17 protein-coding genes are annotated in these 23589 nt (G+C 67.8%); 14 read left to right on the forward strand and 3 right to left on the reverse strand.

What is annotated here, in order from left to right; all coding sequences use genetic code 11:
* Positions 1 to 141 precede the first annotated feature (141 nt).
* From RSD66_RS14350 to RSD66_RS14385, 8 genes are all read left to right on the forward strand, one after another.
* A complete protein-coding gene (locus RSD66_RS14350) occupies positions 142 to 1941 on the forward strand; it encodes a long-chain-acyl-CoA synthetase (protein ID WP_415288403.1) in 1800 nt (599 codons plus the stop codon).
* Positions 1942 to 2198: 257 nt separating this feature from the next.
* Positions 2199 to 3068: a flagellar motor stator protein MotA gene (gene motA / locus RSD66_RS14355; protein WP_003170169.1), complete on the forward strand. Its 870-nt coding sequence runs from the start codon at positions 2199 to 2201 to the stop codon at positions 3066 to 3068.
* 96 nt (positions 3069 to 3164) lie between these two features.
* A complete protein-coding gene (locus RSD66_RS14360; RefSeq protein WP_415288404.1) occupies positions 3165 to 3488 on the forward strand; it encodes a hypothetical protein in 324 nt (107 codons plus the stop codon).
* A gap of 151 nt (positions 3489 to 3639) precedes the next feature.
* The gene (locus RSD66_RS14365) at positions 3640 to 3906 is read left to right on the forward strand and encodes a hypothetical protein (RefSeq protein WP_024354532.1); all 267 of its coding nucleotides are present in this window, start codon (positions 3640 to 3642) and stop codon (positions 3904 to 3906) included.
* A gap of 131 nt (positions 3907 to 4037) precedes the next feature.
* On the forward strand, positions 4038 to 5864 hold the full coding sequence (gene mnmC, locus RSD66_RS14370; protein WP_415288405.1) for an FAD-dependent 5-carboxymethylaminomethyl-2-thiouridine(34) oxidoreductase MnmC: 1827 nt from the start codon (positions 4038 to 4040) through the stop codon (positions 5862 to 5864).
* Between the two features lie 30 nt (positions 5865 to 5894).
* Positions 5895 to 6386: a DUF6491 family protein gene (locus tag RSD66_RS14375; RefSeq protein WP_415288406.1), complete on the forward strand. Its 492-nt coding sequence runs from the start codon at positions 5895 to 5897 to the stop codon at positions 6384 to 6386.
* A 194-nt stretch (positions 6387 to 6580) separates the two neighbouring features.
* Positions 6581 to 7744, forward strand: coding sequence for an efflux RND transporter periplasmic adaptor subunit (locus RSD66_RS14380; protein WP_024354529.1), 1164 nt, complete (start codon positions 6581 to 6583; stop codon positions 7742 to 7744).
* Positions 7745 to 7753: 9 nt separating this feature from the next.
* The gene (locus RSD66_RS14385) at positions 7754 to 10843 is read left to right on the forward strand and encodes an efflux RND transporter permease subunit (protein WP_415288407.1); all 3090 of its coding nucleotides are present in this window, start codon (positions 7754 to 7756) and stop codon (positions 10841 to 10843) included.
* Between the two features lie 140 nt (positions 10844 to 10983).
* Here the strand turns inward: RSD66_RS14385 and RSD66_RS14390 are convergent, their stop codons facing one another.
* Both RSD66_RS14390 and nhaA read right to left on the reverse strand, forming a co-directional pair.
* Positions 10984 to 13632, reverse strand: coding sequence for a TonB-dependent receptor (locus RSD66_RS14390; protein ID WP_415288408.1), 2649 nt, complete (start codon positions 13630 to 13632; stop codon positions 10984 to 10986).
* Positions 13633 to 13864: 232 nt separating this feature from the next.
* Positions 13865 to 15076 carry a Na+/H+ antiporter NhaA gene (nhaA, locus tag RSD66_RS14395; RefSeq protein ID WP_415288409.1) on the reverse strand — a complete coding sequence of 404 codons (1212 nt, stop codon included), beginning with the start codon at positions 15074 to 15076 and terminating at the stop codon, positions 13865 to 13867.
* 222 nt (positions 15077 to 15298) lie between these two features.
* Between nhaA and RSD66_RS14400 the strand changes: the two genes are divergently transcribed.
* From RSD66_RS14400 to RSD66_RS14420, 5 genes are all read left to right on the forward strand, one after another.
* A complete protein-coding gene (locus tag RSD66_RS14400) occupies positions 15299 to 16777 on the forward strand; it encodes a protein adenylyltransferase SelO family protein (RefSeq protein WP_415288410.1) in 1479 nt (492 codons plus the stop codon).
* Positions 16778 to 16980: 203 nt separating this feature from the next.
* Entirely contained in the window at positions 16981 to 17394 is a 414-nt protein-coding gene (locus RSD66_RS14405) for a DoxX family protein (protein ID WP_415288411.1), read from the forward strand.
* A gap of 179 nt (positions 17395 to 17573) precedes the next feature.
* Positions 17574 to 18062, forward strand: coding sequence for a MerR family transcriptional regulator (locus tag RSD66_RS14410; protein WP_024354523.1), 489 nt, complete (start codon positions 17574 to 17576; stop codon positions 18060 to 18062).
* A 4-nt stretch (positions 18063 to 18066) separates the two neighbouring features.
* Positions 18067 to 19848 (forward strand): acyl-CoA dehydrogenase C-terminal domain-containing protein, encoded by a 1782-nt coding sequence (locus tag RSD66_RS14415; RefSeq protein WP_415288412.1) that lies wholly within the window; start codon positions 18067 to 18069, stop codon positions 19846 to 19848.
* 202 nt (positions 19849 to 20050) lie between these two features.
* Complete coding sequence (locus RSD66_RS14420) at positions 20051 to 21214, forward strand: acyl-CoA dehydrogenase family protein (RefSeq protein ID WP_415288413.1); 1164 nt, start codon at positions 20051 to 20053, stop codon at positions 21212 to 21214.
* On the opposite strand, the gene RSD66_RS14425 is transcribed toward RSD66_RS14420, so the two are convergent.
* Complete coding sequence (locus RSD66_RS14425) at positions 21215 to 22732, reverse strand: ABC1 kinase family protein (protein ID WP_415288414.1); 1518 nt, start codon at positions 22730 to 22732, stop codon at positions 21215 to 21217.
* A gap of 94 nt (positions 22733 to 22826) precedes the next feature.
* On the opposite strand from RSD66_RS14425, the gene RSD66_RS14430 reads away from it, so the two are divergent.
* Complete coding sequence (locus RSD66_RS14430; protein WP_415288415.1) at positions 22827 to 23546, forward strand: 16S rRNA (uracil(1498)-N(3))-methyltransferase; 720 nt, start codon at positions 22827 to 22829, stop codon at positions 23544 to 23546.
* The last annotated feature ends 43 nt before the right edge of the window (positions 23547 to 23589 follow it).

Raw genomic sequence — 23589 nt, forward strand, 5'->3', positions numbered from 1 at the left:
TGACCTTACGTCATTGAAAACGGCGCGAAAGCTTGCCTTTTTGTCGAATGGCCCCGCCTGCGTCTCCGCCGCCGGTTGACCCGCCGCTCCGCGCCGTTCATCACCCTTGGTAAAGGCAAATCGGGAAGAGGCGGCGCACCCATGGGACTGGCGGCAAACATCCGGCGTGACATCAAGTTCGCGAGCGGGCTGTTCCGGCTTCTGAAGCGCATCAAGCCCATCACCCTCGACAGCGACGTCCTGGCCTGTGACGACATCGAGGAGGCGGTCGACAGGTTCGGCCCCAACATCGCCGTCGAGGACGAGACCCGCAAACTGACCTATCGCGAGTTCGAGGCCCTGGCGAACCGCTACGCCAACTGGGCCAAGAGCCGCAATCTGAAGCGCAGCGACGTCATCGCCCTGGTGATGCACAATCGCGTGGAATACGTCGCGGCCTGGTTCGGCTTCTCCAAGGTCGGGGTGGCCACCGCCCTGATCAACAACAATCTGACCGGCGCGGCTCTGGCCCACTGCCTGACCATTTCGACCGCCTTCAACGTGGTGACGGACGAGGACTGCTGGCAGGCGGTCGAGGACGCGCGCGGCCTGGTCGACCGCAACCTGATGATCTGGGTCCACGGCCTGGGCGAGGAGAACGAGACCAACGGCCGCCGCGATCTGGACAACGCCGTGCGCAGCGCCTCCTCGGTGCGACCCGACCGCTCGCTGCGTCAGGGCATGACCAACCGCGACACGGCCCTGTACATCTACACCTCGGGCACCACGGGCCTGCCCAAGGCGGCGCGGATGCCGCATTCGCGGGTGCGGACCTATATGCGCGCCTTCGCGGGGGCCACGGCCTCGACGCCCAAGGACGTGCTGTTCAACGTCCTGCCGCTGTATCACTCGACCGGCGGGCTGGTCGGGGTCGGCTCGGTGCTGTTGAACGGCGGGCGGATGGTGACGCGGCGGCGCTTCTCAGCCACCCATTTCTGGCCCGACGTGAAGGCGACGGGCGCAACGATGTTCGTCTATATCGGCGAGCTGTGCCGCTATCTGGTCAACAGCCCCGAGACCCTCGACGAGCGGGACCACAAGCTGCGGCTGGCCTTCGGCAACGGCCTGCGCCCCGATGTCTGGCCCGAGTTCCAGAGCCGGTTCCGCATCAAGGATATTCTGGAATTCTACGGCTCGACCGAGGGCAACGTCTCCCTGTTCAACTTCGACGGCAAGGCGGGCGCCATCGGCCGTGTGCCGAGCTATCTGAAGTCGCAGATCAACATCCGCCTGATCGCCCTGGACCCCGAGACGGGCGAGCCCCTGCGCGGACCGAACGGCCAGTGCGTTCCCGTCGCCGTCGGCGAGACCGGCGAAGCCATCGGCCAGATCGGCAGCGACATCCGCCACGACTTCTCGGGCTACGCCGACAAGAAGGCGTCCGAGAAGAAGATCCTGACCGATGTGTTCAAGAAGGGCGACCGCTGGTTCCGTACCGGCGACCTGATGCGCCAGGACCGGCAGGGCTACCTCTATTTCATGGACCGGCTGGGCGACACCTACCGCTGGAAGGGCGAGAACGTCTCGACCGCCGAGGTCGAGCAGCGCCTGTCCGAGGCGCCGGGCGTGCAGGAGGTCATCGCCTATGGCGTCGAGGTGCCGGGCCAGGAGGGCAAGGCGGGCATGGTCGGCCTGGTGCTGGACGAGAAGTTCGACGCCGCCGCCTTCGCCGCCTGGACCGACGAGCAACTACCGACCTATGCGCGGCCGGTGTTCGTGCGGATGCTGAAGTCGGCCGACACCACCGGGACGTTCAAATACCGCAAGGTCGATCTGGTCGCCGACGGCTTCGACCCGGACAAGGTCGACGGCCCCGTCTGGGTGCGCGGCGGCAAGGCCGGCTATCAGAAGCTGACCGCCAAGGCGCGGGAAGCGATCCTGAGCGGCGCGACGCGGCTGTAGATTTCTCCCTCCCCTTCATGGGGAGGGTGGCTGAGCCCGTCAGGGCGAAGTCGGGTGGGGCGGCTGGCTGTTCACGCGCCACGCCATGCATCACCCGGCCCTCCCCACCCGGTCGCTGCGCGACCACCCTCCCCATGAAGGGGAGGGAGAGGGTCTTCGTCTTTTTGTGCCGAACCGGGATTCCCGAAACGCGCCCTTAAGCATTAACCGCGATAAGGGCGTCCTGACCCATCGGCTGCAGGACGCACGCTCGCCCCATGTTCCAGATCATCGGCATCGTCATGCTGTTCGCCATGGTGTTCGGCAGCTTCCTGCTGCACGGCGGCAAGATGGCGACCATCCTCTATTCGCTGCCCTATGAGCTGATGGCGATCTTCGGGGCGGGCATCGCGGCCTTCCTGATTTCCAACAGCCTGCCGGTGATCAAGGCCACCCTGGGCGGGCTGGGCAAATGCTTCGCCGGGCCGAAATGGAAGAAGCAGGACTACAAGGATCTGCTGAGCCTGCTGTTCCAGCTGACCAAGACGATGAAGTCCAAGGGCGTGATCGCCCTGGAAAGCCACATCGAAAAGCCGGCCGAGAGCACCATCTTCCAGAAGTATCCCAAGGTGCTGAAGGACCACTTCGCCACCGACTTCATCTGCGACACCCTGCGGATGATGACCATGAACCTCGAAGATCCGCATCAGATCGAGGACGCCATGGAAAAGCAGTTGGAGAAGCACCACCACGAGGCCCTGGCCCCGGCCCATGCCCTGCAGACCCTGGCCGACGGCCTGCCGGCGCTGGGCATCGTCGCGGCGGTGCTGGGCATCATCAAGACGATGGGCTCGATCACCGAACCGCCCGAGGTGCTGGGCGGCATGATCGGCGGCGCACTGGTCGGCACCTTCCTGGGCGTCTTCCTGGCCTATGGGCTGGTCGGGCCGTTCGCCTCGCGCCTGAACGCCATCGTCGAAGAGGAAGGCGCCTACTACAAGATCATCCAGTCGGTGCTGGTGGCCCACCTGCACGGCAATGCGGCCCAGATCTCGGTCGAGATCGGGCGCGGCGACATTCCCTCGACCGCCCAGCCGTCCTTCACCGAAATGGAAGAAGCCCTGGCCGCCGCGCCGATGGACGCCTGATGGGCGCCTGAAGCGACTTTCGGAACACAGAGCGTTCACGACGGTTCTCTGAAGATCACGGCTGCGTGCGCGGCCGTTTCTGAAAGGAGCCGTCCAATGCGACCGTCCTCAAGTTTCTTTCTGCCGAGCCTGAGCGCGCTGGGCGCAGTCCTGTTGCTGAGCGCCTGCAATGAGCGGGCGCCGGAAAAGGCCGAAGGCGTGGCCTCGCCCGCCGCCCAGTCCTCGCAGCCCGCCCAGCCCGCACAGCCGCCCGCGACGACGGCGTCTCCCGACACGATGTCGCCCGCCAATCCGCCGCCGGGCGACGGCGTTCCGGCCCCGACGCCGCCGACCTTGCCTCAGGATCCGGATGCCGCGCCCACGCCGCTTCCCAATGATCCGACGGATCCCACCAGGCCCCCTCCTCCGCACAGCGGCTGATGCGAGGAGTATCGGCGCATCGACAATCGAGATGCGCTCGCGACGTCTTCACGAACGCGTGAGAAATCGCTTGCGCTTATCCTCACGAAGCCGTTATCACTCCCTCAGCGAGGTTCATGGTCTCGCATTTACCTTCTGAAGGAAGAAAACTATGCGCATCACCGCTCTGATCGCCGCTTCGGCCGCCGCTCTGGCCCTGGCTGCTTGCCAACCCGCCGCCACCGACAAGGCTGAAGACGCCGCTGCCGACGCCACCGCCGCCGCCGACACCGCTGCCGACGCCGCTGCTACGGCCGACGCCGCCGCCACCGACGCTGCCGCCGCTGCTGGCGAAGCCGCTGGCGAAGCCGCCAAGGCTGCCGACGCTGCTGCTCCGGCCGCCGACGCCGCTGCTGCTCCGGCTGCCCCGGCTGCCTAAGACTTCACAGTCTTAAATCGCGGTCTCCGGACCGTGATGGAGAAAGGGATCGTCTTCGGACGGTCCCTTTTTTCTTGCCTATAGTTCCGGCCAGCTTTCGCCCGGTCGCGCGGGTCGATAGACCGGCCGTCATGACCCATCCCGCCGACATCGCGCCTGACGACGCCTCCCCGCAACTGGTGTGGGCCGAGGACGGCTCGCCCCGCTCGGGCCGATTCGGCGACGTCTACTTCTCGAAAGACGACGGGCTGGCCGAGACGCGCGCGGTCTTCCTGCAGGGCTGCGGACTGCCGGAGGCGTGGAGCGGGCGATCCGCCTTCACCGTAGGCGAACTGGGTTTCGGCACCGGGCTGAACATCGTCGCCCTGCTGGGTCTGTGGCGGCGGACGCGGCCCGAGAACGGGCGACTCAAGGTCTTCTCCATCGAAGGCTTCCCCCTGACGCGCGAAGAGGCGGCGCGGGCGCTGGCCGCCTGGCCGGAACTGGCCGAGACGGCGGCCGGGCTGCTGGCGGTCTGGCCCGCCGGGACGCCGGGGTTTCACCGGCTGGACCTGCCGCAGTGGGGAGCGACGATCGACCTGGCCGTCGGCGACGCGCGGTGGGCGCTGGAGCAGTGGTCGGGCGCGGCCGACGCCTGGTTCCTGGATGGATTTTCGCCGGCGCTGAACCCCGGCATGTGGTCGCCCGAGATTCTGGCCCTGGTCGCGGCGCGCTCGGCGCCGGGCGCGCGGCTGGCCACCTTCACCGTCGCGGGGGCCGTGCGTCGCGGTCTGGCCGAGCATGGCTTTACGGTCGAGAAAAAGCCCGGCCACGGGCGCAAGCGCGAGCGGCTGGAGGCGCGGATGGCGGGCGAGCCCCGGCCGGAACGCCCTGTCCACGTCGCCGTCGTCGGCGCCGGGATCGCCGGGGCGGCTGTCGCGCGCGCCCTGATCGCCGAGGGCGCGCGCGTCACCGTCATCGAGGCCGAACGGGCGGGCGCGGAGGCGTCGGGCTTTCCGGCGTCGCTGGTCACGCCCCGGCTGGATGCGGGCGACGCCCTGATCGCGGGCCTGCACGCCCAGGCGCTGGAGCGGGCGGGGAGCCTGTACCGCGCCCTGCCCGGCGCCGTGGTCGCCGAGGGGGTGCTGCAACTGGAGCAGGCGCCGCGCGACGCCCTCCGCTTCGACAAGATCGCCGCTCAGGACCTGTGGCCCGAAGGGGCGATGCAGCGGCTGGACGCGGCCGCCTGTTCGCAGCGTCTGGGCGAGCCGACCGCGCGCGGCGGGCTGATGATGGCGCTGGCGCTGGCGGTGCGCTCCGACGCCATACTGGAGCCGTGGCTGGAGGGCGCAGAACGGGCGCCGGGCCGCGTGACACGGTTGGAGCCGCTGGCGGACGGCTGGCGTGTTTGGGACGAGGACGACGCCGTGCTGATCGAAGCGGACGCCGTAGTGCTGGCGGCGGGCTGGGGGACGACGCGGCTGGAGCCGGACCTGCCGCTGTCGCCCGTGGCCGGACAGGCGGACTGGATCGAAGACGAAACGCTGTCTGCCCCGAGCGTCCCAGCCGCCTGGGGCGGCTATGCCGCGCCGACCGGACGAGGAATGCTGTACGGCGCCACCCACGACCGGGGCGTCGAAGCGCCCGAGGCGTCCGACGAGGCCAGCGGCCGCAACCGGACGATCCTCGGCAGCGCCCTGCCCCGATGCGCCGCGCGCGTGGACGCCGCGCCTGCCGAGGCGCGGGGACGCCGCGTCGCCGTTCGCGCCACGACGCCCGACCGCCTGCCCCTGTGCGGCGAATGGCGCCCCGGCCTGTTCGTCCTGACCGGGATGGGATCGCGCGGCTTCTGCGTCGCGCCGCTGCTGGGCGAGCATCTGGCGGCCCTGGCGATGGGGCGGCCCTCGCCCCTGAGCGCCGAGGCGGCGCGTCGGCTGTCGGCGACCCGTTGGCTGACCGAAGGCGATAACGCGGTTTGAGCGAAACCAGCGGGCGCGCCCGGCGTTGTCGTGCATAACGCCACCGGCCTGGTTCAGACCGGGCGCACCGCCGTGATCGACTTCAACCGAGGCAGCGTCATGACCCTTCGTCTCGCTATGGCTCCGGCCCTTCTGGCCGCCAGCTTCACCATCGCCAGTTGCGCGCCGGTCAACGACGGCGGCAGCAGCGGCCAGACCGCCGCGAATACGACGGCGCGCCAGTGCATCTTCCAGCGCGACATTCGCAATTTCCGCGTCTCGAACGACGGGCGCAACGTCTATGTGCGCACGGGAATGAAGTCGGTCTATCAGTTGGAGACGCTTGGCGCCTGCCCGGACCTGGAGAATGCGCTGGCCATCGGCTTCAGGCCGAACGGCGGCCTGACCAGCCTGTGCGTGGGCGACTGGACCCGCATCGTCTCGGCGCCCCGCGACTTCGACAACACGCCGTGCAGCGTTCGTATGGTCAAGGGTCTGACCGACGCTGAAGTCGCCGCCCTGCCGGCGCGGGATCGCCCCTGACCCCCGTCCCTGCCCCTTGTCCCTGATCGCAGCGCCTCCCGATCCGGCCGCCCGCAGATTACTTCTGTGTAATTGCGATCGAGTCGTTTGAGCGGGGATCGCCGAAGGGCTAAACAGCGTTGCTATGCCCGCGACGCCGGACAGAAGGTTGGCGCGCGCCCGACTGAACGCTCAATCTCCCAGGATATCCCCACGTGGCGACCTCTCGACGCTTTTCGGCCCGACTGACCGGCGCCCTGGCCGTGGCGCTGACCGCCAGCCTGACCCTGGCCGCCTGCGGCGGACACGGCGACGCCCCCAAGGACAAGGAGGCCGGCGCCTCGCGCCAGACCGTCAGCGCGGCGACGGCGACAACGGTCGCCCTGCCCCGCACCGTGGTCGCCTCAGGCACCGTCACCGCCTGGGAAGAGGTGCCGGTCGGCGCCGAAACCGGCGGGCTGACCGCGACGACCCTGTATGTCGACGAGGGCTCCTATGTCCGCCAGGGACAGCCGCTGGTGCAGATGAACGACGTGCTGCTGCGCGCCCAGGTGCGTCAGCAGCAGGCGGCGGTGCAGACCGCCGAGGCCAACGCCGCGCGCGACGACGCCGCCCTTTCCCGCGCGCAGGAGCTGAAGGAGCGGGGCTTCCTCAGCCAGGCGGCGCTGGACACGGCCCTGGCCAACCAGCGCGCCTCGGCGGCCAATCTGGCCTCGGCGCGCGCTTCGCTGTCAGAGACCCAGACCCGGCTGTCGCAGGCCACCATCCGCGCGCCCGTCAGCGGCCTCATCATCAGGCGCAGCGTCACCAAGGGCCAGATCATCGAAGCCGGAACCGAACTGTTCCGCATGGTGCGCGACGGCCGTCTGGAGCTGGACGCGCAGGTGCCGGAGACGGAACTGCCGCTGATCCAGGCCGGTCAGAGCGCGGCCATCACCTCCAGCCAGGCCGGATCGACCACCGGCACGGTGCGCATCGTCACGCCCGAAGTCGATCCGCAGACCCGTCTGGGCCTGGCGCGCATCAGCCTGGCCCCCGGCAGCGCGCTGAAGCCCGGCATGTTCGCCCGCGCCGCGATCGAAGCGGGCGCCCGCCCGGCGACCGTGGTGCCGACCGACGCCGTTCTGTACCGCAGCAACCGTTCGGGGGTGTTCGTGCTGAACGCCGACTCCTCGGTGCGCTTCGCCCCGGTGACCGTGCTGGCGCGCAACGACGACCAGACCTCGGTCGAGGGGGTGGACGCCGGGATGCGGGTCGTGGTGGCCGGCGCAGGCTTCCTGAACGACGGGGACAAGGTGACGGTGGCCGCGCCCAAACCGGCTGCGGCGCCCGCCGCTGCGACCGCCCCGGCTCCGGCCTCCGCGCCCGCCAAGAAATAAGGCCCGGCCATGAACCAGATTTCCGCCTGGGCGATCAAGAACCCCATCCCCGTCATCCTGCTGTTCCTACTGCTGACGTTGGGCGGGGTGACCGGCTTCGCCGGAATGAGGATCAACAACAACCCTGACATCGACTTCCCCCTGGTCGCGGTCACGGCCGCGCGCCCCGGCGCCGCCCCGACCGAGATGGAGGTGCAGGTCACGCGGGTGATCGAGGATTCGATCGCCGGCCTGTCAGGCGTGCGTCACATCTATTCCAACGTCTCCGACGGGGTGTCCTCGACCACCATCGAGTTCGAACTGGGCACCGACACCGAGCGCGCCACCAACGACGTGCGCAACGCCATGAGCGGGGTGCGCGCCAGCCTGCCCCAGGACATGCAGGAGCCGACGGTCCAGCGCATCGACATCACCGGCGACGCCCTGATCACCTACGTCGTGCGCTCGGAGACGATGACTCCCGAGCAGATCAGCTGGTTCATCGACAATGAGATGAGCCGCGCCCTGCTGGCCCTGGGCGGCGTCGGAGAGGTCAACCGCTCGGGCGGCGTGGATCGCGAGATCCGCGTCGAGCTGGATCCGCAACGGCTCAGCGCCTACGGCGTCACGGCGGCTCAGGTCAGCCAGGCCCTGACCAACGTCAACAACAACCTGCCGGGCGGGCGCGTCACCATCGCCGGGTCGGAGCGCGCGGTGCGAACGCTGGGCGCCGCCGGTTCGGTCGAACAACTGCGCGAGACCCTTGTGCCGGTCGGCGACGGCAAGAACGTGCGCCTGGGCGATCTGGGCGTGGTGGTCGACAAGTGGAGCGAGCCGCGCCGTCTGGCCCGCTACAACGGCCAGGAGGCCGTGACCTTCAACTTCCTGCGCTCGCGCGAGGCCAGCGAGGTGAAGGTCTCGGAAAAGGTCCGCGCCGAGGTCGCCAAGATCGACGAGGCCCACCCGGACCTGACCATCGAGCAGGTCACGTCCAGCGTGAAATACATCGAGGAATCCTACCTCGCTTCGCTGGAGGCGCTGATCCTGGGCGCGGTCCTGGCGGTCATCGTGGTGTGGATATTCCTGCGCGACTGGCGGGCGACCCTGATCGCGGCGACGGCCATGCCGATGTCGCTGATCCCGACCTTCGCCATCCTGGGGCCGATGGACCAGTCGCTGAACGTGGTGACGCTGCTGGCGCTTTCGCTGACGATCGGCATTCTGGTCGACGACGCCATCGTGGAGATCGAGAACATCGTCCGCCACATGCGCGACGGCAAGCCGCCCTATGACGCCGCCTTCGAGGCCGCCGACGAGATCGGTCTGGCGGTGGTGGCCACGACCGGCACCATCATCGCCGTGTTCGCGCCTGTGGGCTTCATGCCCGGCATCATCGGCCAGTTCTTCAAGGCCTTTGCGCTGGCCGCCTGCATCAGCGTCTTCTTCTCTCTGGTGGTGGCGCGTCTGCTGACGCCGCTGATGGCGGCCTATATGCTCAAGCACACCCACCATGAGGACAAGGACCCCTTCTGGATGGGGGGCTATCTACGGGCGCTGAAGTGGTGCCTGCGCCATCGCTGGATCGTCTTCGTCATGGGCGGGGCCTTCCTATTCGGCTCCATCGGCCTGTCCGTGGTCGCCAAGATGTCGTTCGAGTTCATGTCGCCCGCCGACGAAGGCCGCGCCGCCTTCCAGATCGAACTGCCGCCGGGCGCCACCCTGCGCCAGACCGACGCCGTGGTGCAGCAGGTGACCCAGAAGCTGAACGCCCGGCCCGAGGTCACCTCGGTCTACGCCGCCGTCGGCGGCCAGTCGGTCAATCAGGCCAACGTCTACGCCGATATGGTCGCCAAGGGTAAGCGCGAGCTGAGCCAGCAGGCCTTCGCCCGCGTCATGGTCGATGAGCTGAAGCAGATCCCCGGCGCCCGCATCCGCGCCGGCATCGCCCAGCAGGGCGGCGGCCCCGGCGACGGCACCAGCTACACCTTCTCCATCCTGGGCGACGACCCGGCGACGCTTGAGGCCGCCGCCCGCAAGGTCGAGGACGAGATGCGCGGCGTGAAGGGGCTGGCCAATGTGGTCAATACGGCCGCCATCGCCCGCCCGGAAATCCTGGTCACGCCGCGCCCCGACGAGGCGGCCCTGCTGGGCGTTTCGGCGGGGGCCATCTCGCAGGCGGTGCGCGTCGCCACCATCGGCGACATCGATCAGAACCTGCCGAAGTATAATCTGGGCGACCGTCAGATCCCCATTCGCCTGCAACTGACCGAGGCGGCGCGCGAGGACCTGAACGTGCTGGAAAGCCTGCGGGTGCCGACCGCCTCGGGCGCCTCGGTGCCGCTGAGCGCGGTGGCCGACATCGAATTCGGCGCCGGGCCGGCCACGGTCAGCCGTCAGGATCGGTCGCGCATCGCCTCTATCACGGCCGAGCTGGACGGCATCACCACCGGCGCCGCCGGTCAGGCGGTCAACCGCCTGCCCTCGGTCAAGAGCCTGCCGAACGGCGTGCGACAGGTCCCGGCCGGGGACGCCGAGTTCATCCAGGAGATGCTGGTGGGCTTCGGCATCGCCTTCCTGTCCGGCATCCTGCTGATGTATGCGGTGCTGACCCTGCTGTTCAAAAGCTTCGCCTATCCGGTCACCATCATGGCGGCCCTGCCCCTGGCCATCGGCGGCGCCTTCATCGCCCTGGTGATCGCGGGCAAGAGCTTCTCGATGTCGGCCCTGATCGGGGTGCTGATGCTGATGGGGATCGCGGCCAAGAACTCCATCCTGCTGGTCGACTACATCATCATGGCCGAGAAGAGCGGACTGAACCGTTTCGACGCCATCATGGACGCCGCCCACAAGCGGGCCCGGCCCATCCTGATGACCACCTTCGCGATGGGGGCGGGCATGGTGCCCATCGCCATCGGCTGGGGCGCCGACGTGGAGTTCCGCTCGCCGATGGCCGTGGCTGTCCTGGGCGGGCTGATCTCCTCGACCTTCCTGTCGCTGCTCTACATCCCGGCGGTGTTCACCATCGTCGACGACATCGCCGGCTTCGGACGGCGGATGCTGAACCGGATGTTCGCCGGACAGCGGCGGATGGCCGGAGAAAGCCACGCCCCGGCGGAGTGAGGCGCGCCTCAAGCGCTGAATACAGGAAAGCCCCCGGTCGCATGGCCGGGGGCTTTTTCGTGGGCGCGAGCGCGCGCCGTAAGACAAAGGGCGGGCCGGATCGCTCCGACCCGCCCCTATTGTCAGACGCTCCGCTTAGATCAGTAGCGGACGCGCAGGGTCACGCCGTAAGTGCGCGGCTGGCCCATGAAGGCGTTGTAGGTCTGGGTGTCCAGCGCCGGGTTGTAGTAGGTGCCGTTCGGCTGGACCGTGGTCTGGAAGGCCGAGCCTTGCAGCGGGGCGTTGATGGCCACCTGCTTGTACTCTTCGTCCGTCAGGTTCTGGGCCCACAGGTCCAGCGCCCAGCGGTCGTCTTCGGCGCCCAGGGTGATGCGGCCGTTCAGCAGGGTCATGGCGTCCTGCATCTTGTACGGCAGCAGGTCCGAGCCGGTGTTGAACTCGGTCGAGTACTTCGCCGACAGGTTCAGACCCACCTTCATCCCCGAACCGATCGAACGGTCGAACGCCACGGCGGCCGTGGCCGACCATTCCGGCGCAAAGGAAGCGCGGGCGCCCGGCAGCAGCGACAGCTGCGGGAAGTTGCCGGGGTTCGCCAGGTCGGCGGCGGTGAAGTCGCCGTACTTGGTGTCCGTGTAGGTCACGCCGCCGTTGAACGACAGACCCTGGACCGGCGTGAACCAGACGAAGTCGGCGTCGACGCCCTTGGAGGTCAGCTCAGGAATGGATTCGACCACAAAGGCCGTGCCCAGGAAGGTGTTGAGCTGGAAGTCCTCGAACTTCTGATTGAAGTAGGTGATGTTGAACAGCACCGAGCGGTTGAACAGGGTGTTCTTCAGCCCGATCTCGAAGCTGTCGACCGTCTCTGACGGGAACAGCAGGGAGTCGCTGGGGTTGATCGGCAGCGGATTGGCCGCCGTCGGTCCCTGCACCCGGTCCATGTTATAGCCGAACGACTTATAGCCCCGCGCATAAGAGGCGTAGGCCATCACGCTGTCGTTGAAGCGATAGCTGCCCTTCACCGTGCCGCTGAACTCGCCGTTGCTGTGGCCTTCGCCGATGCGACGGTTGTCGAACATCGGGTTGGCCCAGGGCAGGCACAGGTTGGAGGCCAGACGCCCGGCCGTAGCCTGAGCGGTCGCTTGAGGCAGACCCGCGCCCATCAGGGCCCCGGTCATGGCGGCGATGTTGCCCAGAGCGCCGCCGCAGGCCGCGCCGTTGGTCCCCAGATTGTCCTGGACGCCCGACAGGCTCTTGTCGTCCAGCGTGTAGCGCAGGCCCAGGGTGACATCGAACTTGTCGGTCAGATGCAGGGTGTTGTTGGTGAAGATGGCGAAGGATTCCGTCGTCTGACGGTAGTGGTCCTGAACGCCATGCCCCGCGCCGAAGCCGGGGCCGGTCGGCGCCGTCGGGCCGGAAGGCGCCATGCCGCCGGTCGCCAGACAGCCGGTCAGGAACTGCGCCGTCGTGCCCGGACGGGTCAGGCAGCCGACGATGTTCGGGCTGATCGGGATGGCGCTCGAACCGGCGTTCAGCTGGCTGGAGATCAACAGCGACATGAAGGGCGTGTAGCCCGCGCCGTACCAGTAGCTGTCGTCGCGGTTGATGGTCTCGCGCGTCATGAAGGCGCCGACCAGCCAGTCGATACGATCCGTGGCGCCGGCCAGACGGACTTCCTGGGTCAGGTTGTCCAGCTCGAAACCGTAGCCGCCGTCGTGCGGACGATAGAGCAGGTCGGCGGTGGTGTAGTCGAGGTCCATGCCGTTGACGCCCGACCAGTTCCGCCAGGAGCTGAGCGAGGTGAAGGTGGCGTTCCACGACGGGATGTCGATGTTGGCTTCGGCCGAGAAGCCCATGTCTTCCATGGTCTGGCCGGTGCCGCGGTTGGCGTAGGCCGTGCGCGAGAAGGGCAGCTCGCCGAAGCCCGGCGCCGGGGCGGCCTGTTGACCGCCGACCGCATTGATGAAGGCCACGGTCGGGCCGGTGCGGACCTGGGTCGAGACGCAGCAGTATTCATCGCGCTTGGAATAGTCGGCGATCAGGCGGATCGAGATGTCGTCCGACGGCAGGATCAGCAGCTGGCCGCGCGCGGTCCAGAAGTTCTGGTTCTGGTCGTCCGTTTCCTGACGCGGGCCGGCGCCGGTGACGACGTCATAGAAGCCGTCGCGCTCTCGCTTGGCCATGTAGAGGCGGCCGGCGACCTTGTCGCTGAGCGGGCCGGTGACCGAGCCGGCGATGCCCCAGGCCCCGAAGTTGCCGTAGGTGGCCTCGGCCTCGAAGCCCGGCGTGAAGGACGGCGCCTCGGAGATGATGTTGATGACGCCCGCCGAGGTGTTCTTGCCGAACAGGGTGCCCTGCGGCCCCTTCAACACCTCGATGCGGCTCAGTTCGCCCAGGTCGCCGAAGCCGACGCCGTTGCGCGAGCGGTAGACGCCGTCGATCACCACGCCGACCGAGCTTTCCAGGCCGGGGTTGTCGCCCACGGTGCCGACCCCGCGGATACGGGCGGTTGTGGCGGTTTCCGACTGGGTCGAGGTCACGGTCATGCCCGGCGTCAGGATCTGCAGATCCTTGATGTCGCGGACCCCGGCGCCTTCCAGCGCCGCCTGCGACAGGGTGGTGACCACGATCGGCACGTCCTGCAGGCTCTGCTCACGCTTCTGGGCGGTGACGATGATGTCGTCGACCGTGGTCGGCCCGTCCTGGGCGGCGGCGGCCCCCGCGAAGCCGAAGGCTGCGACGCCGACGACGGCGACCGAAGCGGTGCAGCGAAGGATGTGGTTCAAACGCATAAGGCGGCTCCCCGACTCTGTGGGCCCGGCCGCATTTCGCGGCCGCGCGCGATTCCTGTCCCTGATGATCCGCGCTCATTGAACGGCGCGGGTTCTCAGCACAAAGGGGTAGTCCATGCCCGAGTCACCGACAAGCAAAGGCCACCTGAGGAACGCTAATTTCCCTCACCCTCGCCTCACCTGTGGCGATAAAGCGACAAATATACTGACGTTAGGTCAATGTTATCAGCGATCACTCAGCCGAAGCGACTGATTTCAAATGGCGTCTTTTCTTCTGCGCTGCGTCGGCCAACGACAGAATCACGGCCGCAGCCAGACCGGACAGCAGCGAGCCGCCGATGACGCCCAGCTTGACCTCGATCTGCTCGACGGAGTCCACGGCGCCGGGGAAGGCCAGCACGCCGATGAACAGGCTCATGGTGAAGCCGATGCCGCACAGCAGGCTGACGCCGTAGATCTGCATCCAGCCCGCGCCCGACGGCTTGTCGCCCAGGCCCAGCTTAACCGCCAGCCAGGCCACGCCGAAGACGCCGACCTGCTTGCCGACGAAGAGACCAAGCGCGATGGCGATGACAAGGGGGGCGAAGGCCTGCTCCAGCGACAGGCCGGCGAAGGAGACGCCCGCCTTGGCGAAGGCGAACAGCGGCAGGACCAGATAGGCCACATAGGGGTGCAGGTCGTGCATGGCGTCCTTCAGCGGACTCTGGGACGTCTCGCGGCGCGGATCGACCGGCACGATCAGGGCGAAGGCCACGGCCGTCAGCGACGTGGACAGGCCCGACAGCACCGTCAGATACCAGACGGCGGCGAAGCCCAGCACCCAGAAGGCCGCGGCCATCCGGCGGCGGCCCAGCACGGCGAAGACGGCGATGACGCCCAGCGCCGCCAGCAGCGGAACCCACTGAACGCCCTGACTGAACAGGATGGCGATCAGGGCGATGGCGCCCAGATCATCGACGATGGCCAGGGTCAGCAGGAAGACGCGCAGCGACGCAGGCAGGCTGCGCCCCACCACGGCGAAGACGGCCAGGGCGAAGGCGATGTCGGTGGCCAGCGGAATGGGCCAGCCCTGATGCGGTCCGCCCAGCGTTCCAGCGACGGCCAGATAGACCAGACCTGGAACCGCCATGCCGCCCAGAGCCGCCAGGATGGGCAGGGCCAGCTTCTTGGGATTGCTGAGTTCACCCTTGAGAACTTCGTATTTGATCTCCAGACCGACGATCAGGAAGAAGACCGCCATCAGGCCTTCCTTGATCCAGTCGGACACCGTCTCCTCCAGCCGCAGAGGCCCGATCTGGACGGCGTGAACGCTCTTGAGCCAGCCGAAATAATCGGCCGACCAGGGCGAGTTGGCGACGATCAGCGCCGCAAGAGCCGCGAAGCCGAGGACGGCGCCGGAACCGGCCTCGGTCTTGAGAAAGGCGAGCGTGTGTTTTCTGGCCACGAAGGTCTCCGAAACAGTGAGAGGGTCTATCGTGGCGTCAGGTTATCGACGGACGCCGGACCGGATTCGCACGCAAGGCGGCGCCAGCCTGACCCCTAGGCGATGTCGCGCGGGGCCTGATCTCTGCCGGTGAAAATACGGATCGGGCCGTAAGGTTCAACCCCGCCACGCCGGATCGGCCTCGCGGTTGCGAAATGCGCGGCGAAGGGGCATCTGCGGCCCATGCCCGTCTCCCCCGCCTATCGCCCCGAACCCCGCTTTTTTGAACTGGGCGCCGACTACGGCGACGCCGTGAAGTCGGCCGACTTCCCGCAGACGATCTTGCGCCTGCGCAACGACCGGGCGGCGGCGACGGTGGGGCTGGAGACGCTGAGCGACGCCGAATGGATCGCCCATTTCGGCCGTTTCGAGCCCCTGCCCGGCCAGCCCGGCCCCGTGGCCATGCGCTACCACGGCCACCAGTTCCGCGTGTACAATCCCGAGATCGGCGACGGGCGCGGCTTTCTGGCGGCGCAGATGAGAGAAGTCCCTCAAGACGACAAGGACGCCAAACGCCCTCAAGCAGCCTCCCTCCGCGAGGGAGGCGATAGGGAAAACCAAAATCCCCGCCTTCTCGACCTGGGCACCAAAGGCTCAGGCCAGACGCCGTGGTCACGTCATGCGGACGGGCGGCTGACGCTGAAGGGCGGGGTGCGCGAGGCGCTGGCGGCGGCCATGCTGGAGAGCCTTGGCGTTCCGACCTGCCGCATCCTGTCGCTGGTCGAGACGGGCGAGGATCTGGAGAGGCACGACGAGCCGTCACCGACGCGCTCGGCCGTCATGGTGCGGCTGTCGCACAGCCATATCCGCTTCGGGACCTTCCAGCGCGCCGCATACTATGGGCGCAAGGACCAGATCGAGGCGCTGATGGAGCACGGGCGCAGCCTGTATCATCCGGCGGTCGCGCCGGGCGACGCGGCGGGCTTTCTGGGGGCGGTGGTCCAGGCCTCGGCGGCGCTGACGGCGAAATGGATCGCGGCCGGCTTCGTGCACGGGGTGCTGAACACCGACAATCTGAACGTCGCCGGCGAGAGCTTCGACTACGGCCCGTGGCGCTTCCTGCCCCACTATGAGCCGGGCTTCACCGCCGCCTATTTCGACCAGAACGGCCTCTACGCCTTCGCGCGACAGCCCGAGGCGGTGTTCTGGAACCTGACCCAGTTGGCCGGGTGTCTGAAACTGATCGCCGAGCCGGAGTCCTTGGCGACGGCGCTGAACGCCTTCGGCCCGGCCTATATCCGCCATCTGCGGGCGGCCTTCCTGAACCGGCTGGGGGTGCAGAGCCTGGGCGAGGCGGCGGACCAGCGGCTGCTGGACGCGACCCTGGCGCTGGCGCGCGAGAAGAAGGAGGCCCTACGCTGGGAGCCGCTCTTCTTCGACTGGTTCGGCGGTTTCAGCTCGGCGGCGCGGGCGCTGGGCGGGGTGCGCGGCAAGACCTATCAGGGCGAGGCCTTCGACGCCTTCCGCTTCGCCCTGATGGAGCATGAGCCCGACCGGCCTGAGCGGCTGGAGCATCCGATGTTCGCCGCGCCCGAACCTGAAGAGCTGTTGATCGACGAGGTCGAGGCCTTGTGGAGCGCCATTGACGCCGCCGACGACTGGGCGCCGCTGAAGAGCAAACTGGCCCGGCTGGAGACGGCGAAGGCGGCCTGGAGCCTCTAAGTCATCAATTGATGTCATCGACCGTTGACTCGAAATACGGCTCGGCTTAGAGGCGAATGATCCCGGCTGGGTTACGGGGAATTGTGGTTTCAGCCCCTCTGTCGCCACGACCTTCCGCCACCGTGATCACAGATTGTTTCCAGCGCTTGAAAAGCGGCTACAAGAACTGATCTTGTGACTGTTGCAAATTAACGGTTACGGCAATGACGACGACCACCTTGACGCCCCATCAGGCGCGCGCCCGCGACGACTATCTGAACATCGCGCTTTGGACGTTCCAGGGCTGGATCGCCATGTTCTTCCTCGCCGCTGGCTACGCCAAGCTCTCCGAGCCGATGGAGAATCTGATCGTCCTGATGCAGTGGCCCGCCCTGGTCGGCGAAACCTTCGTGCGCGGCGTCGGCGTCGCCGAGATGGCGCTGGCGGTCATGATGCTGGCGCCGCTGGTTTCATGGCGGTTCGGCCGCCCGCTGCTGCTGACGGCGGCGGCGGGCCTGCTGGTGCTGGAGGCGATCGCCCTGGGCGTCCACGCCTTCAACCTGGACCTGGGCCTGAGCCTGACCAACGTCTTCCTGATCGCCATTACGGCGCCGGTGCTGTGGCTGCGTCGCCGCTGAGCCGACGCTCCTTCCCGATCCGATTTGCAGGCCCGCTTCTCCCCCTCCCCCTGAGGGCCTGCGAATACGAAGGCCGCGACCCGTCCCCGGTCGCGGCCTTTTCTTTTGAGCCGTTCACAAGTTCGTAGCCGTCACGCGAAAAGCTTCCCTTTACGTCCGCGTCAAGTTATGACGAGACCATGTCGATCGCAGACGAACATCGCACCTATTCCATACGGCAGCTATGCCGTGAGTTCGGCGCGACCGCGCGCGCCCTTCGTTTCTATGAGGACAAGGGCCTGCTGACGCCGTCGCGCAAGGGGCAGACTCGGGTCTATGGCCCGCGCGACCGCGCCCGGCTGAAGCTGATCATGCGCGGCCGCCGCATCGGCTTCACCCTGGTCGAGATCCAGGAGATGCTGGATCTGTATGACCAGAAGGACCACAACGTCCATCAGATGGCCATCGCCCTGCCCCGCCATCGCGCCCGCATCGAGGCGCTGAAGCAGCAGCTCGAAGACATCGAAGGCGCCATCGAGACGGCCGAGGCCGCCTGCGCCTGGATGGAAAAGACCCTGAGCGAACACCGCCCCGACCTTCTGCCGGGCGCTGAGGCCTACGCCAGCCTGCTAAGCGAGCGTCTCAACGACCCCGACGACCATTTCCTGACCTTCAAAGCGAGAGCGTGATCCCATGACCTATAAGGCGCCCGTCCGCGACCTGTCCTTCGTCCTGCATGACGTTCTGCAGGTCGAGAACTACGGCAACCAGCTGCCCGACGCCGATCTGTCGCGCGACCTGATCGACCAGATCATCGAGGAAGGCGGCAAGTTCGCCGAAGAGGTCATCGCCCCGATCAACCGTCCCGGCGATCTGGAAGGCTGTCACATCGACGGCGACGCGGTGACGACGCCCAAGGGGTGGAAGGAAGCCTATCATCAGATGGTCGAGGCCGGCTGGCCCTCGCTGGGCTTCAGCACCGAGTTCGGCGGTCAGGGCATGCCCTCGGTCGTGTCGAGCGCGGTGGGCCAGTTCACCGCCGCCGCCAGCGCCGCCTTCTCCATGTATCCGGGCCTGACCAGCGGCGCCTTCCACGGCATCGAGGCCAGCGCTTCGGACGAGATCAAGCAGAAGTATCTGCCGAAGATGGCGTCGGGCGAATGGACCGGCACCATGAACCTGACCGAGCCGCAGTGCGGCACGGACCTGGGCATGGTCCGCACCAAGGCTGTGCCCAACGCCGACGGCTCCTATTCGATCACCGGCCAGAAGATCTGGATCTCGGCGGGCGAGCACGACTTCGCCGACAACATCATCCACACGGTGCTGGCCCGCGTCGAAGGCGCGGTTCCGGGCATCAAGGGCCTGTCCCTGTTCGTGGTGCCGAAGTTCCTGGTGAATGAGAACGGCTCGCTGGGCGAGCGCAACGGCGTGGCCTGCGCGGGCCTTGAGCACAAGATGGGCATCCACGGCAACGCCACCTGCGTCATGGCCTATGAGAACGCCAAGGGCTGGCTGATCGGCGAAGAAGGTCGCGGCATGAACAATATGTTCGTGGTCATGAACGAGGCCCGCCTGGGCACCGGCCTGCAAGGGCTGGCTATCGGCGACGCCGCCTATCAGGCCGCCGTCGAGTTCGCCAACGACCGCCTGCAGGGCCGCGCCCTCACAGGCGCCAAGAACCCGGACGGCCCGGCCGACCCGATCATGGTCCACCCGGACGTGCGCCGCATGCTTCTGGAAGCCAAGGCCTTCGTCGAAGGCGGCCGCGCCTTCATCCTGTGGACCGCGCTGCAGGCCGATCTGCAGAAGGCCGCCGACGAAGCCGTCGCCACCAAGGCCAAGGACTACATGGGCCTGATCACGCCGGTGCTGAAGGCCTATCTGACCGACAAGGGCTTCCACGTCGCCTCTCTGACGATGCAGGTCCACGGCGGTTCGGGCTACACCGAGCACTTCCCGGCCTCGCAGTATCTGCGCGATGCGCGGATCACCATGATCTATGAAGGCACCAACGGCATTCAGGCGCTGGATCTGGTGGGTCGCAAGCTGCCCGCCAACGGCGGCCGCGCCATCATGAGCTGGTTCGCCGACATCGACGCCTTCGTCAGCGAGAACGGCGATGACGAGGCGATCAAGCCCTTCGTCGAGGGCCTGGCCGACGCCAAGAAGAAGCTGCAGGAAGCCACCATGTGGCTGATGCAGAACGGCATGGCGAACCCGGACAATGCGGCGGCGGCCTCGACCGACTATCTGCACATCTTCGGCCTGACGGCCTACGCCTTCCTGTGGGCCCAGATGGCCAAGGCGGCGCAAGAGAAGATCGCGGCCGGGGACGCCGATCCCTATTACGCCAACAAGCTGATGACCGGCCGCTACTTCGTCGAGCGCATCCTGCCCGACGCCGGGGCGCACCTGAAGAAGCTGAAGTCCGGCGCGGAGGTGCTGATGCAGATGCCCGCCGAGGCGTTCTGAGCATGAACGTCTCCCTCCCCTTCATGGGGAGGGTGGTCGGCGCGTAGCGACGACCGGGTGGGGAGGGCATGGCGAGACACACGCCGCGCCCGTCCCTCCGCCACAGAGAGTCTGCCTTGCCTTGCCGCCCCCACCCGGCTTCGGCCTGACGGCCTCAGCCACCCTCCCCATGAAGGGGAGGGAGAAAGCAGGATCGCCTTTCATGAACGTCCTAGGCAGCCCCGAACCCGACTTCATGCGCGAGGAGGAGATCGTCCTCTTCTCCGACTCCGTCGCCAAATGGATCGAGGAGCACGCGCCGCAGGAGAAGTTCCAGCAGTGGATCGCCGCCTCCTCAGTGCCGCGCGGGCTGTGGAATGCGGCAGGCGAGGCGGGCCTGCTGGGCCTGTCTCTACCGGAAGAGGACGGCGGCTTCGGCGGCGACTATCGTCATGAGGTGGTGCTGATGCGCCAGTTGGGCTGGAAGGGCGCGGACCACTTCGGCATCAGCCTGCACAACGCCATCGTCATGCCCTACATCTGGCACTACGGCACGGCCGAGCAGAAGGCGCGCTGGCTGCCGCGCCTGCAGTCGGGCGAACTGGTCGGCGCCATCGCCATGACCGAGCCGGGCGCGGGGTCCGACCTGCAGGGGGTGAAGACCACCGCCGTGAAGCAGGGCGACCACTATGTCCTGAACGGCTCCAAGACCTTCATCACCAACGGCCAGCTGGCCAACTTCATCATCGTCGTCGCCAAGACCGACCCGGCCGAAGGGGCCAAGGGCACCAGCCTGATCTGCCTCGAAACCGATGGCGCCGAGGGCTTTGAGCGCGGCCGCAACCTGCACAAGATCGGCATGGAGGCGAACGACACCTCCGAGCTGTTCTTCAACGACGTGAAAGTCCCGCTGGACAACGTCATCGGCGACACCGAGGGACAGGGTTTCGTCCAGCTGATGCAGCAACTGCCGCAGGAGCGTCTGAACATCGCCGTTCAGGGCGTGGCCGCCGCCGAGCGCGGGCTTCAGGAGACGCTGGCCTACGTCAAGGAGCGCAAGGCCTTCGGCAAGCGGGTCATCGACTTCCAGAACACCCAGTTCAAACTGGCCGAGATCAAGACCAAGCTGACTGTCGCCAAGGTCTTCGTCGACCACTGCATTGCTCTGCACCTGAAGGGCCAGCTGGACGCCGCCACGGCCTCGATGGCCAAATACTGGGTGACGGACATCCAGGGCGAGACCATCGACGAGATGCTCCAGCTCTTCGGCGGCTACGGCTATATGACCGAATATCCGATCGCCCAGCTCTACAAAGACGCCCGCGTCCAGCGCATCTATGGCGGCACCAACGAGATCATGAAGCTGCTGATCGCGCGGACGCTGTAATCAGCGCAGCAGCAGGGCGCCCGCGATCAGGGCGCCTGAGATGACAATCGAAGCGGCGATCCACCGCCCGGCCGAGAGGATCGACCGGGCGGTTTCCTTGTCCGACGTCGCCGTCGCGGCGGGCTCGGCCGTCAGGCGGCGCGAGGCGGCGCGGATCAGGCGGGGCAGGTCGTCGCTGGCCGCCGACAGGTCCAGAAGGGCGCCGATCAGGCGGTTGCGCAGGGCCTCGGGGCTGCGGCTGGAAAACAGGGCGCGGCTCCAGGCGCCCTTCATGGTCTGGACCAGATCGAAATCGGGATCGACGCGCGACAGCACGCCCTCGATCGTCACCAGCGCCTTGAGGATCAGCACCAGATCGGGCGGGGCGGCCACACGCTCCTGCCGCATCAGGGCCATCAGGTCGGCGACGATGGCGGGCAGGTCGACCGCGCCCTGACCGTGGCGGGCGATCAGCCGTTCGGCCCCGGCGGTCAGGCTGGTGCGCGAGACGTCCGTTCCCTCGGTCCAGTCGGCCAGCACCTCGGCCATGCGGGCGCCGTCGCCGGCGGCCAGCGACTGGACGAAGCTGATCAGTTCGGCGCGGCGGCGCGGGGTCACGGTCCCCACCATGCCGAAGTCCAGCAGGCCCACCCGGTCGCCGGGCAGGGCGCGCAGGTTGCCGGGGTGCGGATCGGCGTGAAAACGGCCATTGACCAGCACCATGTCCAGCACGGCCTCGGCGCCGACGCGAGCCAGTCGGTGCGGATCGATTCCCGCCGCCCTCAGCCGTGCGGCGTCTATGGGCGGGACGCCGTCGAGATAGTCCTGCACCAGCACGCTGTCGGTCGTGTGTTGCCAATAGACGGCGGGGATGACCACATCGCGGTTGCGGGCGAAGTCGGCGGCGAAGCGGTCGACGTTGCGGCCTTCGGTGGTGAAATCCAGCTCGTCCAGCATGGCCTCGGTCAGTTGGGCGATCAGGGCGCGCGGGCGATAGCGGGCGATCTCGGCGCTGGACTGTTCGGCGCGGCGGGCCAGTTCGGCGATCAGGCGCAGGTCGGCCTCGACGCGCGGACGCACGCCGGGGCGGCGGATCTTGACCACCACCTCGGTCCCGTCGTGAAGGGCGGCGCGGTGCACCTGGGCGATGGAGGCGGCGGCCAGCGGCGCCGCGTCGAAGCGGGCGAAGACCTGTTCCGGCGGCCCGCCCAGAGCGGCCTCGACCTCGGGCCGTAGCGTTTCGAAGTCGAGGGTGGGACCGGCGCTCTGAAGCTGTTCGAACTCGGCGATCCAGTCAGCGGGCAACAGGTCCGAGCGGGTGGACAGAATCTGGCCCAGCTTGACGAAGGTGGGGCCCAGCGCCTCCAGCGCCTGACGGGTGCGGCGGGACAGGGGCTCAGGCCCGTCCGTCTCGTCCGCGCCTCCGCCGCCGAGGCCGAGGCGCAGCAGCACGGCCTCAAGCCCGAAGCGGGCGGCGACGCCGGAAATCTCGACCAGACGTTTTCGATCGCGCGCCGCAACGGCCAAGGTTGTGAACATGACAGACGAACGCAGGCGGAACGGCCGCGTTCCCGGCAAATTCAGTCGATCGCCGAGGTTGGTCGCGACTGCGAAAGCGCGATATGCAGACGCCATGATCCGTCTTCATGTTCAGGGCGACCTCGCCCCCGGCGCCGCCGTGGCGCCCACGCTCGACCAGTCGCGCTATCTGACGCAGGTGATGCGGTTGAAGGGGGGCGACGAACTGCTGGTCTTCAACGGTCGCGACGGCGAGTGGCGCGCCAGCGTCGCCGAGGTGCTGAAGAAGGGCGTCATCCTGCGCGCCGAGGAACAGACGCGGCCGCAGACCTATGGCCCCGATCTGGAACTGATCGTGGCCGTGGTGAAGAAGGCGCGCGTCGAAACCATCGTGGAGAAGGCCGCCGAACTGGGCGCCAAACGGGTGCGGCTGGCGCTGACCCACCGCACCAACGCCGACCGTCTGCGGCTGGACCGGCTGGACGCCATCGCCGAGGAGGCCGCCGAGCAGACCGGCCGTCTGGACGTGCCGGCGGTGGATGATCCGGTGAAGCTGGACGCCCTGCTGGACGGCTGGGAGGACGGGCGTCGGCTGATGTTCTGCGACGAGACGGGCGGCGCGCCTGCGGTGTCGGCGCTGACCGCCGCTGGCGACGGCAAGTGGGCCATACTGATCGGGCCGGAGGGCGGGTTCTCGCCCGAGGAGGGCGAGCGGCTGCGCTCCCTGCCCTTCACCACCGCCGTCTCGCTGGGTCCGCGCATCCTAAGAGCCGACACCGCCGCCATCGCCGCCATGACGCTGTGGCAAGCGGCGGTCGGCGACTGGGATCGTTAGAAGTTTCCGCCGCCCCCCTTGAGCCCGGCCGCTGGCTGGCCCA

The sequence above is a fragment of the Brevundimonas sp. S1H14 genome (genome assembly GCF_047716865.1).
GTDB classification, from domain to species: domain Bacteria; phylum Pseudomonadota; class Alphaproteobacteria; order Caulobacterales; family Caulobacteraceae; genus Brevundimonas; species Brevundimonas naejangsanensis.

What these genes read in the sequence shown, in the direction of transcription:
- RSD66_RS14350 (WP_415288403.1), top strand. Translation starts at nt 142, where the DNA reads ATGGGACTGGCGGCAAACATCCGGCGTGACATCAAGTTCGCGAGCGGG.
- motA (WP_003170169.1), top strand. Translation starts at nt 2,199, where the DNA reads ATGTTCCAGATCATCGGCATCGTCATGCTGTTCGCCATGGTGTTCGGC.
- RSD66_RS14360 (WP_415288404.1), top strand. Translation starts at nt 3,165, where the DNA reads ATGCGACCGTCCTCAAGTTTCTTTCTGCCGAGCCTGAGCGCGCTGGGC.
- RSD66_RS14365 (WP_024354532.1), top strand. Translation starts at nt 3,640, where the DNA reads ATGCGCATCACCGCTCTGATCGCCGCTTCGGCCGCCGCTCTGGCCCTG.
- mnmC (WP_415288405.1), top strand. Translation starts at nt 4,038, where the DNA reads ATGACCCATCCCGCCGACATCGCGCCTGACGACGCCTCCCCGCAACTG.
- RSD66_RS14385 (WP_415288407.1), top strand. Translation starts at nt 7,754, where the DNA reads ATGAACCAGATTTCCGCCTGGGCGATCAAGAACCCCATCCCCGTCATC.
- RSD66_RS14390 (WP_415288408.1), bottom strand. Translation starts at nt 13,632, where the DNA reads ATGCGTTTGAACCACATCCTTCGCTGCACCGCTTCGGTCGCCGTCGTC.
- RSD66_RS14400 (WP_415288410.1), top strand. Translation starts at nt 15,299, where the DNA reads ATGCCCGTCTCCCCCGCCTATCGCCCCGAACCCCGCTTTTTTGAACTG.
- RSD66_RS14405 (WP_415288411.1), top strand. Translation starts at nt 16,981, where the DNA reads ATGACGACGACCACCTTGACGCCCCATCAGGCGCGCGCCCGCGACGAC.
- RSD66_RS14410 (WP_024354523.1), top strand. Translation starts at nt 17,574, where the DNA reads ATGTCGATCGCAGACGAACATCGCACCTATTCCATACGGCAGCTATGC.
- RSD66_RS14415 (WP_415288412.1), top strand. Translation starts at nt 18,067, where the DNA reads ATGACCTATAAGGCGCCCGTCCGCGACCTGTCCTTCGTCCTGCATGAC.
- RSD66_RS14420 (WP_415288413.1), top strand. Translation starts at nt 20,051, where the DNA reads ATGAACGTCCTAGGCAGCCCCGAACCCGACTTCATGCGCGAGGAGGAG.
- RSD66_RS14425 (WP_415288414.1), bottom strand. Translation starts at nt 22,732, where the DNA reads ATGTTCACAACCTTGGCCGTTGCGGCGCGCGATCGAAAACGTCTGGTC.
- RSD66_RS14430 (WP_415288415.1), top strand. Translation starts at nt 22,827, where the DNA reads ATGATCCGTCTTCATGTTCAGGGCGACCTCGCCCCCGGCGCCGCCGTG.